17 protein-coding genes and 1 pseudogene are annotated in these 16,464 nt (G+C 33.8%); 7 read left to right on the forward strand and 11 right to left on the reverse strand.

Going from position 1 to position 16,464, the window contains the following annotated elements:
- Positions 1-246: 246 nt before the first annotated feature.
- On the forward strand, positions 247-762 hold the full coding sequence (locus NV349_RS12300; RefSeq protein ID WP_036117068.1) for a hypothetical protein: 516 nt from the start codon (positions 247-249) through the stop codon (positions 760-762).
- A gap of 312 nt (positions 763-1,074) precedes the next feature.
- Here the strand turns inward: NV349_RS12300 and NV349_RS12305 are convergent, their stop codons facing one another.
- From NV349_RS12305 to NV349_RS12315, 4 genes are all read right to left on the reverse strand, one after another.
- Positions 1,075-1,419 carry an N-acetylmuramoyl-L-alanine amidase gene (locus NV349_RS12305; protein ID WP_334312332.1) on the reverse strand — a complete coding sequence of 115 codons (345 nt, stop codon included), beginning with the start codon at positions 1,417-1,419 and terminating at the stop codon, positions 1,075-1,077.
- A 36-nt stretch (positions 1,420-1,455) separates the two neighbouring features.
- Positions 1,456-1,659: a phage holin family protein gene (locus NV349_RS23235; RefSeq protein ID WP_442916452.1), complete on the reverse strand. Its 204-nt coding sequence runs from the start codon at positions 1,657-1,659 to the stop codon at positions 1,456-1,458.
- Between the two features lie 365 nt (positions 1,660-2,024).
- On the reverse strand, positions 2,025-2,534 hold the full coding sequence (locus NV349_RS12310; protein WP_271910073.1) for a ClbS/DfsB family four-helix bundle protein: 510 nt from the start codon (positions 2,532-2,534) through the stop codon (positions 2,025-2,027).
- Positions 2,535-2,741: 207 nt separating this feature from the next.
- Positions 2,742-3,461: a hypothetical protein gene (locus NV349_RS12315; RefSeq protein ID WP_271910075.1), complete on the reverse strand. Its 720-nt coding sequence runs from the start codon at positions 3,459-3,461 to the stop codon at positions 2,742-2,744.
- 398 nt (positions 3,462-3,859) lie between these two features.
- On the opposite strand from NV349_RS12315, the gene NV349_RS12320 reads away from it, so the two are divergent.
- A complete protein-coding gene (locus NV349_RS12320) occupies positions 3,860-4,663 on the forward strand; it encodes a MerR family transcriptional regulator (RefSeq protein ID WP_271910077.1) in 804 nt (267 codons plus the stop codon).
- 17 nt (positions 4,664-4,680) lie between these two features.
- A complete protein-coding gene (locus tag NV349_RS12325) occupies positions 4,681-5,325 on the forward strand; it encodes a methyltransferase family protein (RefSeq protein ID WP_271910078.1) in 645 nt (214 codons plus the stop codon).
- A gap of 548 nt (positions 5,326-5,873) precedes the next feature.
- On the opposite strand, the gene NV349_RS12330 is transcribed toward NV349_RS12325, so the two are convergent.
- Positions 5,874-6,749, reverse strand: coding sequence for a phosphotransferase family protein (locus NV349_RS12330; protein WP_271910079.1), 876 nt, complete (start codon positions 6,747-6,749; stop codon positions 5,874-5,876).
- 630 nt (positions 6,750-7,379) lie between these two features.
- Between NV349_RS12330 and NV349_RS12335 the strand changes: the two genes are divergently transcribed.
- Positions 7,380-7,715 (forward strand): helix-turn-helix domain-containing protein, encoded by a 336-nt coding sequence (locus tag NV349_RS12335; RefSeq protein ID WP_036117079.1) that lies wholly within the window; start codon positions 7,380-7,382, stop codon positions 7,713-7,715.
- Between the two features lie 194 nt (positions 7,716-7,909).
- Here NV349_RS12335 and NV349_RS12340 read toward each other — a convergent pair whose 3' ends face one another.
- From NV349_RS12340 to NV349_RS12365, 6 genes and pseudogenes are all read right to left on the reverse strand, one after another.
- Entirely contained in the window at positions 7,910-8,530 is a 621-nt protein-coding gene (locus tag NV349_RS12340) for a DUF998 domain-containing protein (RefSeq protein WP_058843657.1), read from the reverse strand.
- Between the two features lie 292 nt (positions 8,531-8,822).
- Positions 8,823-9,191, reverse strand: coding sequence for a hypothetical protein (locus NV349_RS12345; RefSeq protein WP_036117082.1), 369 nt, complete (start codon positions 9,189-9,191; stop codon positions 8,823-8,825).
- 257 nt (positions 9,192-9,448) lie between these two features.
- Positions 9,449-9,928 carry a GNAT family N-acetyltransferase gene (locus tag NV349_RS12350; protein ID WP_036117084.1) on the reverse strand — a complete coding sequence of 160 codons (480 nt, stop codon included), beginning with the start codon at positions 9,926-9,928 and terminating at the stop codon, positions 9,449-9,451.
- A gap of 579 nt (positions 9,929-10,507) precedes the next feature.
- A complete protein-coding gene (locus NV349_RS12355) occupies positions 10,508-10,708 on the reverse strand; it encodes a cold-shock protein (protein ID WP_004225195.1) in 201 nt (66 codons plus the stop codon).
- Between the two features lie 274 nt (positions 10,709-10,982).
- A pseudogene (locus NV349_RS12360) lies at positions 10,983-11,096 on the reverse strand (short-chain dehydrogenase); the annotation flags it as partial.
- Between the two features lie 40 nt (positions 11,097-11,136).
- The gene (locus NV349_RS12365) at positions 11,137-11,859 is read right to left on the reverse strand and encodes an SDR family NAD(P)-dependent oxidoreductase (protein ID WP_101966723.1); all 723 of its coding nucleotides are present in this window, start codon (positions 11,857-11,859) and stop codon (positions 11,137-11,139) included.
- Positions 11,860-12,155: 296 nt separating this feature from the next.
- Between NV349_RS12365 and NV349_RS12370 the strand changes: the two genes are divergently transcribed.
- The 3 genes from NV349_RS12370 to NV349_RS12380 all read left to right on the forward strand — a co-directional run bounded on the left by NV349_RS12370 (position 12,156) and on the right by NV349_RS12380 (position 16,245).
- Complete coding sequence (locus NV349_RS12370; RefSeq protein ID WP_101966724.1) at positions 12,156-13,577, forward strand: VanZ family protein; 1,422 nt, start codon at positions 12,156-12,158, stop codon at positions 13,575-13,577.
- Positions 13,578-13,706: 129 nt separating this feature from the next.
- Positions 13,707-14,219, forward strand: coding sequence for a hypothetical protein (locus tag NV349_RS12375; RefSeq protein WP_101966725.1), 513 nt, complete (start codon positions 13,707-13,709; stop codon positions 14,217-14,219).
- Between the two features lie 859 nt (positions 14,220-15,078).
- The gene (locus NV349_RS12380; protein ID WP_080717011.1) at positions 15,079-16,245 is read left to right on the forward strand and encodes a Ger(x)C family spore germination protein; all 1,167 of its coding nucleotides are present in this window, start codon (positions 15,079-15,081) and stop codon (positions 16,243-16,245) included.
- Positions 16,246-16,464: the final 219 nt, after the last annotated feature.

Below are 16,464 nucleotides of genomic sequence, written 5' to 3' on the forward strand. Positions count from 1 at the left end.
ATAAATACCAAAGGAGGAAAACCTTACCTCACTGACCTACCTCCGATTGTACATTATTATTTTCAACTCCCCTAATGTCGAGGAGATTTATGGAAATAAAAAAAGACTAGGTACTCATGTGAGCGCCTGAACTTGATTAATAACTTGCTGTTGATAATTATGTTGGTTATTTGATGGGTATTAATTCAAATCATTTTAAGAGATTAGAATATAATACTAAACAAACTATAAAGGAGGAATCTAGAAATGTTTAGTAGGCATACACAAACGAGCTGTTGTCAAAGTGAAGCGAACTACTTCCCTAAAATTGTTGCTACTCCTGGCCCCGTTGCACCAGTCACTCCTGGCGTATTAGGTTATGGGTCCCTGCGAGGAGATACATTAGATTTTTTATCGCCTGTATCGACACCCGTTACATTTGAGCAAGTGGGCCCTTTATCTAATGTAACTGTCAGCCCATCTGGAAATGAATTAGTAGTGCAAAACAATGGCGTATATCAAATTACTATTTCAATAAATGCACAAGCAACAGCATTACCCGATCCAGATCAACCGTATTTCACTGTCAGCATTACCGTAAATGGACTACCTATTTTTTTAGAAGGAATAGCTATTTTTAATGTACTAAATAGAAGTAGTTCAAGCTACATTGTCCAAGCTACTTTATCTGCCGGAGACTTAGTAGGAGTAAGTGCCTCGTCGGATTCTCTAGTCGCTGGTTACGCCAGTCGTTCTTTAACCGTTATTCAAATAGGTGGTTAAAAAACATTAAGGTAATTGACCTTTGCTGTTAAACACTACGATGTGCAATGTTAATTCCCTTCAAAATCACTGCTGGTAAGTGTACCAACAGCGAATTTATCTAGATGTGATTTATCGTTGGGCTTTTTATCTACTGCGATTTTAGTTAGCTTGTTTGTGAATTGCATTATGTCTTCATCCTTTTCTGTTGGTATTTCAGATTTCTGCTGGCTTCATCGATGCCTTAATTCATTTCAAAAAACGATTCCAACGATCTTCATTTAAAATTCATTGCGGACAATACGTGCCGTTCCAACCCTGGTGCTTCTTCACTTACTTAATACCCCAACCGAATTGTTTTAAATGCTTCGCAATGTGTTGAACAGCGTTTTCCTCTGCAACTCGATAACGTACCCCACCACTTTTGCTGTGACAAATTTTGATATCAATAGAAAGCCAGTTTCCTTTCTTTATCGCATTAGGATCAGTACTACCCCCACAATGCCAAACATTTCGATTAAAAGGTATAGCCTGAATGCTTTCTTTATCATCCACAGTAACATGATAAGACACCTGATTGTTGTTGCTAATCCTATATGAAATCTCATTAGCTGTGTGGCCTTGTTGCGTATAGTGATAAATTGAGGCGCCATTGTGTATGGTGCCTTGATTGGATATTTGTTTATTGGTAGCAAGGACTGCTTAAAGCATATGTCATTTCGCTTTTTTCTTCTTTGTATTGAATATCTCTAATGCCCTCTTAACTGGTACATACATATTCACACCGAGTTTTGCTGAAGTTTCGCCTAAGCTAACTAGTTCGTTTAAGATAAACATTACTACAACAGCATCTGGAATAATCTGTCCAATTGTAAATCCTTGATCTTGCAGTACTAAATAGATGAGATTAGCTACGATTCAAACCAACATCATGCTTTTTTTGATGATGCCTTGATACCGACGCTTACTGTTAATCGTTCCCCAGTTAGCTGCCATTCCAGATAAAATCGATTGCATTTAAAATAAAATGTACTGTCATAAACCTCAGCCGCCTACTGTGCTAAGTAAACTTAAATGTTTGTTCCATTTATCTACAATCTTTGCCCTTTTTGAAAGTAAAAAGCCATGAGGCAAATCGAGAATATTGTGTACCGTTGCCCATCTCCATTAATAATCATAGCGCATAATAAAAGCCCTCCACGTTTGTGGAAGGCTAAAGAATATCCATACTGCTTGTTACTAATCAATATGTACAAAAAACATCACTTCTTTTTCAAAAATATTTAAAGGTTAATCTTCTTCCATTTACGAATTTTGGTTCTAAAGTTTGTAAATGGGGCAACTGAATTAATGTGAACCCATTTCCAAACAGGCCAATTAGCTTGTGTTTTTGCCCATCGCCTTTGATCAACTTCAAATAATTCCTTCTCAGATAGAATATTTAACCACTCACATAAATTAGTGACCGCTTCATCAAGCATTGATTGTTGTTCTTTCAAAGAGTACGCTCCATATTGTTCATAAAAAGAATTGTACAATCCACCTAGATTATTCCACTTATAGCCTTCTGCTGGCGTGTGTACTTCTTCTCCCTGTTGTTCTTTTTGCTCCCAGTGAAGCAAAAGATTTATCCATCCAAGTTGATAAGAAAGGTTTTCAGATGGAGTTTTATCCACTTCCTCAATCCGTTTGTTTTTCAAGACTTCTGGTATATCATTAAATTCTGCAATATATTTTTTATACTTGTCGTTAATCATACTAATCAATTCTTCCTTGTTTGCATACTGCCTCACTTTACTCCCCTCTCTTCCATTTATTAGTTCAGCAAAATTGAATGATTTCCTTCTAAAAAATGAAATTTAAAATAATGCTTACCTATCTGTTTGAGTGGCAGATAATGACAGTACACTCAATTATGTTGTGTTTATTCAATGATAGCCTCACTATATTCACAAAATTAGTGATCATTTGTCTACAATCTATAATTGCTAATTCGCTCTTTAAAGACTTGTAAATCTTCTTTCGTTATTGGAGAGATTGTAATAATTTGAATTAAATAAATTTGCATTAGGTTCATTCGTGACTTCCATAGATATATATTTTATTTCACCATTCTTTTCATAAGCAAAAATTAAATACTTCTCTATGATCGTGCTCGTTTTTTCCTTTGCCTCTCCACCAATTATAGCACCTAATGAACCAAAAAGATTATTCCCTGCTATAGCTTTACCAGCATCACTTACCCAACTTTTTTGAATTTCAACATCTGTTTTTATTAGAATATCAATCACTTTATTTATATTTAATTCAATTGTGGCTTGACTTCTTTCAAACACGATTTTATCTTTGCATCTGTAAACAAATATCTCAGCACCTTCGGCAACTGGTAATCCAGCCATATGTTTTACTTTAATACATAGATCTGCATTGAATAGCTGTTGTCGAGATTTAGAACCAAGTACTTTACTCTCTGCCTCGAACTGTTGTTTCTTTTTCGCAGCTTCTCTTTGTTTACGTACTTCTATAGCTTCAGCGCTATAGGCTCGTTTATAAAGTTTAATTAGAAATCCCTCAAATAAAACAATAAGTACCAATAAAATGATAGAAACTAGATAGTCAGCACCTTCATATCCTTTGCTATTTAAAAACATGTTAGTTAAGCCGTACAAGAAATAAAATCCAACTAATGCAATAGCTATTAGATGAAGAACTTTTTTCACCAATATCCCTCCTCCTATATAAATATACATATATAATGAATGGGATTCTATTACAATTTTTAAATTGCTACTTTTATCGACTCATGCACCGTATTATCATGGCTAAAGCTTTTCAGTGCCAATAGCTTTTGACTATAAACTTGTGGTATGTGGTGGTGTGAGAATCATAGATATTTTAATAAAGAAACTCATCTTAGGTTCAAACTATTTAATACTAGAATGCTTAGGCCAACCTGGCTAGGCCCTTAGATCTCTTATTAACTTCTAAAATATTTTTTCGATGCAGTCATGTTGCCCATGTTGAATGCCAAAAACTTTAAGAAAGCTTAGTTTATTGATTTGACCCTCCCCTTACAGGATGCTTTATATTTAAAGTAATTTATAAGGAGGTGATTGTTATGCTGACCATTGGTGAATTTTCGAAAATATCTCATCTTACACTGAAAACGCTTCGCTACTACGATGAAATCGGACTTTTAAAGCCTGCTTTTGTTGATGCTAGAAATAACTATCGTTATTACAATGTTCCTCAATTAGAAACTGCTTTATCCATCTCGCGATTGAAAAACTATTTATTTTCTTTAGAAGAAATCAAATTTATTTTAACTAATTGGGATGATACCGAACTTCTTAGTTCTAAATTGAAAACAAAACAAGAAATTCTTACACAACAACTTACATTTTATGCTTCATTGTTAAATGAATTAAAACTTGATATTCATGAGCTTGATAAAAAGGGAAGTATCATGGGCTATTTAAATGAGATTGAGATTAAACTTGTGGATCACTTACAATATGATATCTTATCTCAGCGAAAGACAATAAATACCGATGATTTTCTAAAACACTTTAATGAGTTGTTTAGTAAAATTATGTTCAATAATTTATTACCTAGTGCAAAACCACTTGCTATTTTCCATAGTGCCGAATATGAACCTGATAATTATGATGTAGAAATGGCCATACCACTTACAACCGCCACGAATGAAACAAGATTATTTAATCCTGGTCTTTGTGCAATGGCTACGCTTATTGGTTCTTATGATAAACTACCTTCCATCCATACAAAACTACATGTTTGGATAACCGAACATAACTATAAACTAAATGGTGCACCGTTCGAAGTTTATCAAACAGATCCCTATAGTACACAAGAGGATAATAATATCACAGACGTATTTTTTCCTATTAAATATAAATAACAAAGGAGTGCCTTACTTTGTACGGTATAAATAATTCTACAATAAAAGAAAAAATCTTCATTTTAGTTGCTGAGATTATCTATTTAGTTATTGCATATTATTTACTTTTCAATACATATGGAAAATCTGCCATTTCTCTAGGGCTTTATATTGCTTTAATTATTACAGCTTTGCGATTAACAGCTATGATGTTTATTTGGTTACCTAGAGGTATTGCAATGCAAGAAGCTATCATGAACAGTATAGCCTTTGGGATTTATTATTTGGGCTTTCCCATTTTAATGATTACGAGCAAACAGGATCCAAACATAACAATGCTAATTGTAGGCTGGCTATTATTTTTAGGAGGAAGTATATTAAACACAGTTTCAGAATTACTTAGAAAACCTTTCAAAGACAATCCTGAAAACAAAGGTAAGCTCTATACGGGAGGTTTATTTAAATATGCGATTCATATTAATTACCTCGGAGACTGCCTTTGGGTACTAGGCTTAGCATTAATCTCTAACAATATTTATAGTTTACTTATCCCTCTTAGTTTATTCTTCGTGTTTGTTTTTGGCTATATTCCAAAATCAGATGATTACTTACAAAATAAGTACGGAGAACAATTTACAATATATAAACAGAAAACTAAAAAGCTAATCCCTTTCATTTGGTAAATAAAAAAACATCAGGTTCACCTATTATAGAATGATCCCAGACTGTCGACTTAAGGAATCGAAAAGTTCACTCTCGATTCCTTTTATCTTTTTTTCTTCTTTCATTATGTTTAAATATGATAATGTACTACCCAATAAAATAGACTCTTCAAGCAAAACTCTTTTAAACAACTTGCCTAGCCAATTTCTTTAAATTCATGGCAGCAAAAATAAGCATCGCCTACCTGGACAATTTATTAAGACCTCTTAAGGTTGTCCATCATATTCCACACTTTTCCTTTGCATCCACAAAGATACGCTTAATCGTTTTTTTATTGGATGTCATAGGAAAAGGGCGTACATTTCGAACATGTGGTTGAGCGATAAAATAAATGGCTTGATCACAAACTTAGCATTAACTTCTCGTGCTATAAATTTGTAATAAACCTTAATATGAGAACAATAAAGAGCGTGTTTTGAAAATAAAAACTGTCCAAAACACGCTCTTACTATATGTAGAAGTTTGAAGCCCTTGTTGTACTAAAGCACCTATTAGTTGAGCAAGTAATTTATCTATAATCTTTAATGCCATCTTCAAAAGCCTGTCTATCTCCATTCTCAATCCCATGCAATGCCTCTTGTAAAGCAAATGTACTTTTATAAAATTTAACTCGTTCAAATATTTCATCACCGTTAGGATATAGGTTAATACACATATCCAAAAAATCCTCGCCATAGCTAGAGAGTATTCCAGCAAAGTCATACGCTGGATCTCCTAAACCCGAACCACCAAAGTCTATTATCCCTGAAATCATACTTGTTTCTGGATTCCATAATATGTTAGATGCTCCAAAATCTCCGTGTATAAGTGTTATATCTAAATTTGAGAATGCCTTCCCTTTTAGAAACGTTTCAAAAGATTGTGAAATTTCCTTTTGAGCGTCGCTTCTGATAAAAGGAAATACATTATTTTGAATCTTATCATACAGGCTATACATCTCTTCAAGTGGGTTACGAACCTTTAGTTTCAAATCTCGACTTGCTTTTTCCCCTGAAATAGAGTGGAGTTCTACAAGAAAAGAAACAAGTTGTTTGGCCAACCCCTTAACCAATTCAACACTATTAACACCTGTTAAGCTCTCCTTCCACAAAGGAACACCATCTATTAGGTTATAGCCGGTGAAGACTTTACCTGGTTTTAACTCTTCAAAAGACTGATAAATTGGATTCGGAATAGGGGTTGAGATGATACCTTTAATGTATTTTAAAATTTCCGTCTCTCTTCTTAATTGATTGATTCCATTTTTATATTTTGGAAATCTAAAAACCAAAGATTTGTTTACAATGAACACATCATTATTCTGTCCAATTTCATTAGGATAAAAGTCTTCAATGGAAAGGTCAGAATAAAGCGACTGAATGGTTTCAATAAAGTTATTATTCATTTAGTAATCCCCCTTTCGATCACTTTCTATTGTGTTGATCCCCAAATGCTTGTTGAACTAATTACCCGTTTGTTTAAGTACATGAAGCGTTCCTAAATGTAATTACCAATACTCATTGTTTTTATGATTTTTTAAATAAATATATTCTTCATTTTTACTTATCAATCACACAATTCCCCCCTATCAATCGATTTTTCATCATAATTTATATGGTTTATTTTACCAGGTTTTTAATTTTTACACAAAGCCAATTTAGCATACATACTCAACAACAAGATCACCTCTAAGAAAAACTAACGAGATGATTTTATCGGCTTTATTTCGAAAGCCTTAATTAATTTTTTATATAATACTTATAATTCCTACCTGTATTAATATAATTATATAGAATTACTACCATAGATACAGATCCCTACTAATAACCTATTATCGAATTTACGATTTAGGTATAAATACTTTTTAATCCAATCTTTACAAAACAATATATAGAAATATTATAAATGAATGGATATAATTTTTTTAGTAATCCTTTTACTATAAAGAATTACTAAAATTTATTTATTAGACGAGCTAAAATGTCTAATATTAACCACTCTATAAATAGTAGAGATTAATAAAGAGGTGTAGCAATTGGAAAATTACTCAATGAGAATAATACCAAGAATTTTTCTTCGCTATTATGAATTAATAGAAGATGAAATGATTTCTCAAGATGAAAAACAGCTAATTAAATTGGCTTTTACTTTATTAAATAAAAGAATAGAAAAAAATATTAGTCAAGATGAAATGGCTGAGAGAACTGGTCTATCCAAAAGTGTTATTTCGAGAATGGAAACCTTTAGCTCTATTCCATCCTCTTTAACCTTAACTAAATATGCAAGTGAATTAGGTATGGAATTAGTCCTTGTTGATAGAGAGCTTTATAAAATGTGGAATACAAAAAATAAATCGATAATGGAAAAGTGAGTTAATGTTAACCTTTTAAATAGTGAGCACTCCGCAAGTCCCTTACAGAAAGGTTGCAATTTTACTGATTACCATTATTCCTTATAAAATCAATACATCATTAAACATGCCCAGGTACTCATTTAAACTATCCTCAATTGCTAGACACTACCTAACAATTACGGTACGTTAACTGAATATCTGGGCTTTATAATTTATTCTGATGAACTTAATAAAATTGTGAGCACAGTACCCCACAAGAAAATCACACCATAATAAAGTCTTTGTAATAGACCTGCTGGCAATGGAAAGAAAAACAAAAGAATGATAAAGAAAAGAAGAGTTATAAGAACAATTACATTTAAATAGGTCCACCTCTTACCTTTAGTCAATGATTTTGCATAAATCCACAGTCCAAACAAAACAGTAAACATACCTATTTGTGATAATATGGAATGCCAAAATAAATGAACATCTGCAGGTATAAAACCAGATACAATATTTCCTATAGCAAATATAAGAATAAATACTGTTCCTAATTTATTTATTCCATTCCTTTCTAGATACTGAGAAAGATACAACACTCCAACCGAAAATGTTAAACCGTTTACTATAAACAATACATTCATCCAAAAATGATAAGGTGAACAAATTTCATGAGGTGCAATTGAATATGTATACTTTCCACATGATGTTACTCCTAGATCACTCATAGCTTGTTGCATAAAATTATAGGGTACAAGTGCAGTCATAATAAAAATAGGCTCTATCACAAAATATAAAATGGTCACAACCCAACTTACTATTCCTATTTTTTTAGATATATGTAACAATATTTTTCCTCCTTTCTCTATTTATATATTTGATTTCAAAATAAATTACTTCGTTAAACGATAATGAGTTCTAATCCTGCAAAATCTCCATGTATCATTATTCCAAAAGCAAATCTTTCTATTCATTTCTCATATTTAGCTCCTGCATTTGCTGCTCAATGTTACTGGGTAGATAAAGCATAGACATGTGATTGCTTAATAATAAAATTATATTTTGCTTTATCTCCCTACGCCAATATACTAATTGCTTTGCAAAATAAAAGGACATCCCTCTAAGTAAGGAATGTCTAAGTATTTATCTATACAAATCCAACAGATTTAACAGATATCTTTCTAATTCATTGATTGCAAACAATACTTCCTTATGAAGTCTATCTTCAACCACGCTATTATCAGTAAAAACCTCTAAATATTTATTTACTTCTACAAAGAATTTTTCATATTTCTCTAAAAACTCATCAATTGTTTGATCACCAGGTGTTACAGATAAGTAGATAGTTTTGAATAGATTAAAGTCACTATATGCATTACTTAAAAAATAAATTGCCAGTGTTCTATCGCTATTAATATACAATTTTACAAAAGATAGGTTTTGTTTTATTTTATTCAATGCATTGATAAGATTTGTAGTCTGTTTAAGCATATTTGCCGTATTACTATACATCTCATACTCACCTCCATCATAAGCAGCAAATCGGTACATTTCAATATTTTTCCGTAATCCCAGAAACACAGCAACTCTGGGTCGGCCATGTTGTCATTTCTTCGCTGAAAGTTTACCTATGTAGACAATCGTCTGTCTTTCCCTACTATTAAAGTCATAAAAAATATCAAGGGAGGGAAATCTTTTCGCAAACTTTAAAAAATTTAAGCCTCAAATATAAAATTAGCTCTGGTGACGATTTTATTTGTGATCTAACTTTATTTTATGAATTGTCTCATGATGATTTCTTCGCCGATTCGTCCTATTAGTCTCTCATTTGTATCTTCAAATCCTACTTTAAAATATAGTTTTTGTGCTGGTATATTATCTTTGTCTACAACTAAAACAATTTCATCGCAATTAGGGAATTCTGCTTTCACAAACTCAACTAGTAAGGTCATTCCCTGTTTTGCGTAACCTTTTCCTTGCTCTGTATGGTTAATTGATAATGCAGTTAATAACATTGCATTCAAATTAGTAGAGTATTTCTTTACTCTTTCATTTGTATTGAGAAGGAAGAAACCCACTGGTGTATTATCACTTAAAATGACAATACGATACTGTCCTTCATTAATTTCTCCAAATTTGCTTGGAAGGGCAGAAAATTGTTTTTGTTCTTCTGTAAGTACAAAAGAGTTCAATTCTTTCATATATTCACTTGAAAAATGCTTTAATTCAACCCTTTTCCATTTTTCCATAAGATCATTCTCCATTCATTTTTCTATACTTTACCACTTAATTAGGTTTTGGTCATTCATTTATTTGAAATTTCCGAAATATAATAACGACGTAAAAATTTTCTTATTTAACAGTGGATTGTTTCGCCTGCTGGATTCTGTGATGGGACACGTCTCAGAATATGATATTGCTTAATTTAGAGAAGGTTCAGTACTGGAGAAATGCGAGTATTGTAACATGTTTAAAGAAAACGGCATTGTACGAGATATGAGTACTAATTCAAGATATCTATTCAACCTGAAAAAAAGACGATTTTCCATTTTTATTTCATTAATTATTTATTTTATTCTTTTGTTAATTGTCCTGAATTCATAAACTTTTAAGAATTTGTGTGTTTCAACTTTAGAAGAAATAACGAAATTACATAAAAAGGGATTTTTGATTGAAGAGGAGTATTTAGCAGAGGTAAGATAGTTGATAAAAGATAGCTGCTTCACGATTTTAGTTTCGTTTATAAAAAAGACTGCTGACAAACATCAAATTTGAGTTTGTCAGCAGTCTGATACTACTCAATTAAGAGTGGTATGTTTCATTAAAAATTAAAGTTTTACGATGTTAGCAGCTTGTGGTCCGCGTTGACCTTCTTCTACTGTGAATTCAACTTTTTGACCTTCTTCAAGTGATTTGAAACCTTCACCTTGAATAGCTGAGAAGTGAGCGAATACGTCTTGTCCGCCTTCAACTTCGATGAAACCAAAACCTTTTTCTGCGTTAAACCATTTTACTGTACCTTGTGTCATGTAAATGACCTCCATTAATCAAATTAAATAAAATCACATTCATAAAAAAACACATATCACAAAAAGCATCTATCAAAACACGATTACTTTTTGTAATATGTGAATTCATTGCATCTTTTTTTTCGGATGATTCTATTGAATACAATATACCATGTAAAATCACCTTTGTCTAGTCCTAAACTGTTTAAATTTTGGAATATCCATTTTTTCTTGAGGTTAGGCATGAAAAGCAATGTTTTTTCCCCTTATCGGAACTTCACAGTATTATTGCGTTTTATAAACGAAAATCATCAGAAACATTTATTATCCAGTTGCTATCAGTGGAAGCCAGAAACGTTACTGCATCGGCAATATCCTCTATTCGCCCTATTCGATTGCAAATAGAAGATTAACTCCCGCTACAATGCTTTCTGAGCAACAGGCGATCATCAAGCATTCAAATCCGTTATTGCAGGAATAGTAATTTCCTTTACACATGAAACAGGTGATAAATGGATGACACATTGCACAATTGATACAATATCTTGTACAGGAATACGAGTCCCTTCATATAAATGAATTGCTTTCTCTGCCCCTTCTTCATAAGGTACTTCTGCTGCTAGCTCCCCTGGGTTAATACATGTGACAGAAATTTTATCCTTTCTTAAATGTTCACGAAGGGCATTGGTAATGCCACGTAAGCCGAATTTAGATGTAACAAATGAAACTTGTGCATTGTTCGTGTGATCTAAGCCCGCTGTTGAGCCAATTAAAATCACTTTTCCATTTTCCGCTTGTCTTAAATTTGGTAAAAGCGCTTGGATATATGTAATTGTAGAAGTTAAATTTATATTGATTATGTTTGAAATATCTACGACCTCATCCAAATCAAATGTATAGTCATCCTCGAATCCACGCTTTTCCCATACGCCAACATTGTAAATTAATACATCGAAAGGAATGTCTTTTACCTTCTCTTTTAAAGTTGGAATTGATTGCTGATTGGACAAATCAATAGCGAGCCAATGACGATTGACACCATCGTTGAGATTTAAGCTTTTAGGTCGAGAACGTGACACGATCCATACAGAGTCTCCCATGACGGGTAAACCTTTGACAAATGCATCACCCAGTCCTTGACTCGCTCCAAATATAATGAAATTCTTACTCATTCCACCATCTCCTTACCAGTTATTGCTATTCATTATAATAATTACAGAGTTATACAGCAATGAAAGTGGTTTATTGCTATGACAAACGTAATTTGACTTCTGCCTTTTTTGCTCTTATATTAACGACGCCACACTAGGGGATTAAAATCAGCACCCTAAGCCTGTATAGCTGATGCAAAATCTTAAGAAATCTTCATAAATATTCTCAATAATTATTAATAATTTCCATTTACAATAAGGAAAGTCGACAATATTACATCAAGAAAAGCTAAATCATCAGTTAGGAGCGTTTTAAATTGGGCGTAACAGAAATTATCAATAACATTCAATCTTTAATGCTGCCAGTAATGATTATTATTGGTGTTGAGTTTTTACTCATTGCATTCTATTATTTCTTTTATAATAAAAAGGAACCATCCGTTCGGAAACGAAACCACGTAAAAAAACTTATGCTTGGAGCACTCTTCATCGGCTATATTGTTTTTGTTTGTGAGTTAACAATTATTGGCCGAGGCTCTTCTCATTTTCTGCAGATGAATCTCCAACCATTTAGTGGTTATATCGATGCATGGAAAAAATATTCGTTACGAGATCTTCAAAATTGTATTTTTAATATTTTAATGTTTGTACCATTAGGCGTTTTCTTGCCCCTGCTTTTCCCTAAATTTAAACTATTCAAGTGGCTTTTTCTCGTAGTCGTCAGTGCTACATTATCCATTGAAACATATCAAACACTTACAGGAGCGGGAATTTTCGAGCTTGATGACTTAATCAACAACTCAATTGGTGGGATTATCGGATACCAGTTATATAGACTTGTGGCTTCCATTGTTCAGCATAAAAAAGTAAAAATAAAAAGTCTAATTGGCAATCTGGCCATCCCACTCATAATGGGTTTGATTTTTGTTGGGATGATGATTGTCTACAACCAACAAGAGTTTGGTCATCTTGCAATAAATGCCTATACAAAATCGAATATGTCAGGTGTTGATGTCTCCACTTCATTGGACTTAAGTACAGCACCCACAGTTGCCCCCGTGTATAAGAAAATAATGAAGAATGACGAAGTTGAAACCTTGCTGCAAAAAAAACTAGGTTTATCCGTAACGAGTACAACGGAAAATAGAGGGGATCGCGAAATTTTATTGGCAGACAACACAGGTAATCCTTATACATTATTTATCAGTTCACAGGGCAATTGGTCATTAACAGAGAATCTGTATACACCTGACCAAACTACAGCAGCAGGACAAGATTCTGTTAACAAGGCGAAGGCAATAATGGACGAACTTGCTCTCCTCCCTCAAGAGGCAGAGTTTACTGTATGGGAGAATGGTGAATTAGAATGGACACTTCCAGATCGCGCTAATATCAACAAAGATTATTGGCTTGGGGAAGTAAGTCTTGGGCTGAAACCAGATGGCGATGTATATTCCTTATCATCTAATCTACGTAACCATCAATTTATAACGGAAGTAAACATTTTGTCCCCTACAGAAGTGTATGAACGTATTAAGAATGGCGAATTTCCGCAAATAAAATATAATGCACTCGTAACAGACGAAGAACTTACAATAAAAAAAGGCGATCAACTGTCTATAGAATTAATAGAGCTTACGCATATGTATGATACAAAAGGCTTCTATCAGCCTGTTTACAATGTTTCCGGAACATTGAATGGCAAAAGCTGGTTCACCTTGATTCAGGCAAGAAAATAGCTTTTTATATTCTCCAAACATGAGAAAAGCCCAGGCTCGAATATGAGTAACTGGGCTTTAGGTGTTCGTCCAATTACTGAATTAAGTGTCGAATATACTACCTTTAGTAAATAAAAAGGAGGGTAGTTAATGTCTTATAAACATATAAATATGGGCTGTTGTCAAAAAGAAACAAACTCTTTCCCCAAAATTATTGCTATTCCTGGTCCTGTTCCCACACCCAATATTGGTGTCTTAAGTTATGGATCCATAAGAGGTGACACCTTAGAAATTATATCCCCTATTGCGGCACCTATTCCATTTCAGCAAGTGGGCCCTTTATCTAATGTAACAGTAAGTCCATCTGGAAATGAATTAGTAGTGCAAAGCAATGGCGTCTATCAAATTGCGATATCGATAAATGCTCAAACGACAGTAGAACCTGATCCATTACAATCCTATTTTACAGTTAGTATTACCGTCAACGGACAACCCATTTTTCTAGATGGTCTCGCTATTTTTAATGTGTTAAATAGAAGCAGTTCTACCTATGTTGTTCAAGCTTCATTATCCGCAGGCGATCTAGTAGGAGTAAGTGCCTCATCGGCCAATCCAATCGCTAACTACGCGAATCGTTCCTTGTCCATTATTCAATTGAGTTAGTTGGAGCGTTCATAATATCTCTTGAATTTTTCAAATAGCCATAACTTAACTGGGTTACAACTGCTGCGATACCATAGGAATTTAGCTCTCATATCTACCTTTTTAGAGATGGGAGCTATTTTACTGGGTTTGTAGTGTATAAAAAATTTGTACTAGCTGAGGATCTTTCTGAAAAATGCTGCAAAAGGTTCAGGAAAAACGAATGTTCCTCTGTGATAATGTGTCGTGAAGTTACCGAAAATATCATCTTACACTGTCCATGCATTCCACTGCTTACTTCAGACAGTATTAATAATCAGTTTCATGGAAGAACCAGAGGACATACTAATATATTCTTGCAATGTAGGATAAACTAATGGAGACCCATGTTTTTAATCATATTAGTAGAGAATAAATAAGTAAACGATGTGTGTTAATGCGACTTACATTAACACATTCTCTTATATTGTACCGCGCTATAAGTTATTTACTCCGTTCGTGAGAATCCACTCCTCTTCGCGAGTATTTCACCCCTCTTCGCGAGTATTTCACTCCTCTTCGCGAGTATTTCACCCCTCTTCGCGAGTATTTCACCCCTCTTCGCGAGTATTTCACCCCTCTTCGCGAGTATTTCACCCCTCTTCGCGAGTATTTCACCCCTCTTCGCGAGTATTTCACCCCTCTTCGCGAGTATTTCACTCCTCTCCGCGAGTATTTCACTCCTCTTCGCGAGTATTTCACTCCTCTCCGCGAGTATTTCACTTCTCTCCGCGAATATTCACATCCGTCATAGCCTATTCTCTATTCAACATTCATACTTATAAATCCTTATATTTTTGTCAAAACTATTTGATAACTAACCAAATATAAAAGTAGGGACATGATGACAAAAAAACATATCGTATTTCTCCTATTCATTTTAACGTCTGCCTTTTTTATGACTGGTTGTTGGGATGTGACGGAGCCTCAAAGAATGTATTATGTCAATGCCGTTGGAGTAGATTATGAGGATAATCAGTACAAGGTTTATTTACAAATTATTAATTTTGCTGATGTAGCGAAATCCGATCAGCCTAGTGGCAATGTTGCACCTGCTGAAGTAGGCTTTGCTGAAGGTAAAACCGTGGAAGAAGCAATTTATAAATTGTATCGTTCCTCTGACCAGGAGATTTTTTGGGGGCATATGAGGTATTTGCTCTTTACAGAACGAGCCATGGAAAATGAACGAAGTATCCCTGTGATTGATACGTTCATTCGTTTTCGAGAGACTCGTTATCATATTTGGGTCTACAGTACAACGGACCCCATTAAAGATGTCATGCTTATCACACCGATTTTAAGAAATTCTCTGACTTCTTCAAAATTAAGTAATCCTGTCAATACAACGCAACAAGAATCCTTTATTGAGCCTCAAAACTTAAGAAATTTAATTATTGGTTTAAATGAACCGAGCCATGAGGTCAGTATCCCCTACGTGTCCATCATGAAAGATTGGGAAACGATGGATGAAGAAGTTGAAGAAACAACGTTCTCAGGTGTAGGAATTCTCTCAAAGGATGGCTTTAAAGGCTTTATTAAGAATTCTGCAGCAAAAGGCAATCAATGGATGCATAATGAAACTAGTCGCGGAGAGGTCACCTTTAAATTAGAAGGTGGCGAAAGAGATTATCTAACCGCTGATTTAGATAAATTAGATGTCAAAGTGAAGCCTGTCATTAAGAATAATCAAGTGACATTTGATATTACGATTCATTTGCGTGCTACCTTGAATGGATTTAAAGGAAAAATAAACTCTGATGAGGTGAGAGCCAATATTATAAAAGAAGTAAAAAAACAAATATTGACAACCTATGAGGAAGGTTTAAAGTTGGACGTTGATATTTATCGTTTTTCAGAGTATCTCTATCGCTCCAACGTCAAGACGTGGAAAAAGTTAGAGAAAGATGGAAAAATCCCTTTAACAAAGGATTCCATTGGGGACATAACGATCCAAGTAACAAAAATAAACCCGGGTCGTAAAACGTATGAAGAGACCATTGAAGAATAAGACCCCTATAGCTGCCAGCATGATGGAAAGCTGTATAGCCTGCTTTAGAATGATCGGAGGCATCATATTTTCTGACGGATTGATTTGTTGTCTGTATGCTACTACAAATTAAAAATATCAGCTAATATGAATAGTTGACCGCTAAAACAAAAAACCAGGTGCTCATCTTTGAGGAGCATCTGGTTTTATTGTGAAAGTGAATCTTACTAATTTGCTTAG

This window comes from Lysinibacillus sp. OF-1, from assembly GCF_028356935.1.
GTDB classification, from domain to species: Bacteria; Bacillota; Bacilli; order Bacillales_A; family Planococcaceae; genus Lysinibacillus; species Lysinibacillus fusiformis_D.

What these genes read in the sequence shown, in the direction of transcription:
- NV349_RS12300 (WP_036117068.1), top strand. Translation starts at nt 247, where the DNA reads ATGTTTAGTAGGCATACACAAACGAGCTGTTGTCAAAGTGAAGCGAAC.
- NV349_RS12320 (WP_271910077.1), top strand. Translation starts at nt 3,860, where the DNA reads ATGCTGACCATTGGTGAATTTTCGAAAATATCTCATCTTACACTGAAA.
- NV349_RS12330 (WP_271910079.1), bottom strand. Translation starts at nt 6,749, where the DNA reads ATGAATAATAACTTTATTGAAACCATTCAGTCGCTTTATTCTGACCTT.
- NV349_RS12345 (WP_036117082.1), bottom strand. Translation starts at nt 9,191, where the DNA reads ATGTATAGTAATACGGCAAATATGCTTAAACAGACTACAAATCTTATC.
- NV349_RS12350 (WP_036117084.1), bottom strand. Translation starts at nt 9,928, where the DNA reads ATGGAAAAATGGAAAAGGGTTGAATTAAAGCATTTTTCAAGTGAATAT.
- NV349_RS12355 (WP_004225195.1), bottom strand. Translation starts at nt 10,708, where the DNA reads ATGACACAAGGTACAGTAAAATGGTTTAACGCAGAAAAAGGTTTTGGT.
- NV349_RS12365 (WP_101966723.1), bottom strand. Translation starts at nt 11,859, where the DNA reads ATGAGTAAGAATTTCATTATATTTGGAGCGAGTCAAGGACTGGGTGAT.
- NV349_RS12375 (WP_101966725.1), top strand. Translation starts at nt 13,707, where the DNA reads ATGTCTTATAAACATATAAATATGGGCTGTTGTCAAAAAGAAACAAAC.
- NV349_RS12380 (WP_080717011.1), top strand. Translation starts at nt 15,079, where the DNA reads ATGATGACAAAAAAACATATCGTATTTCTCCTATTCATTTTAACGTCT.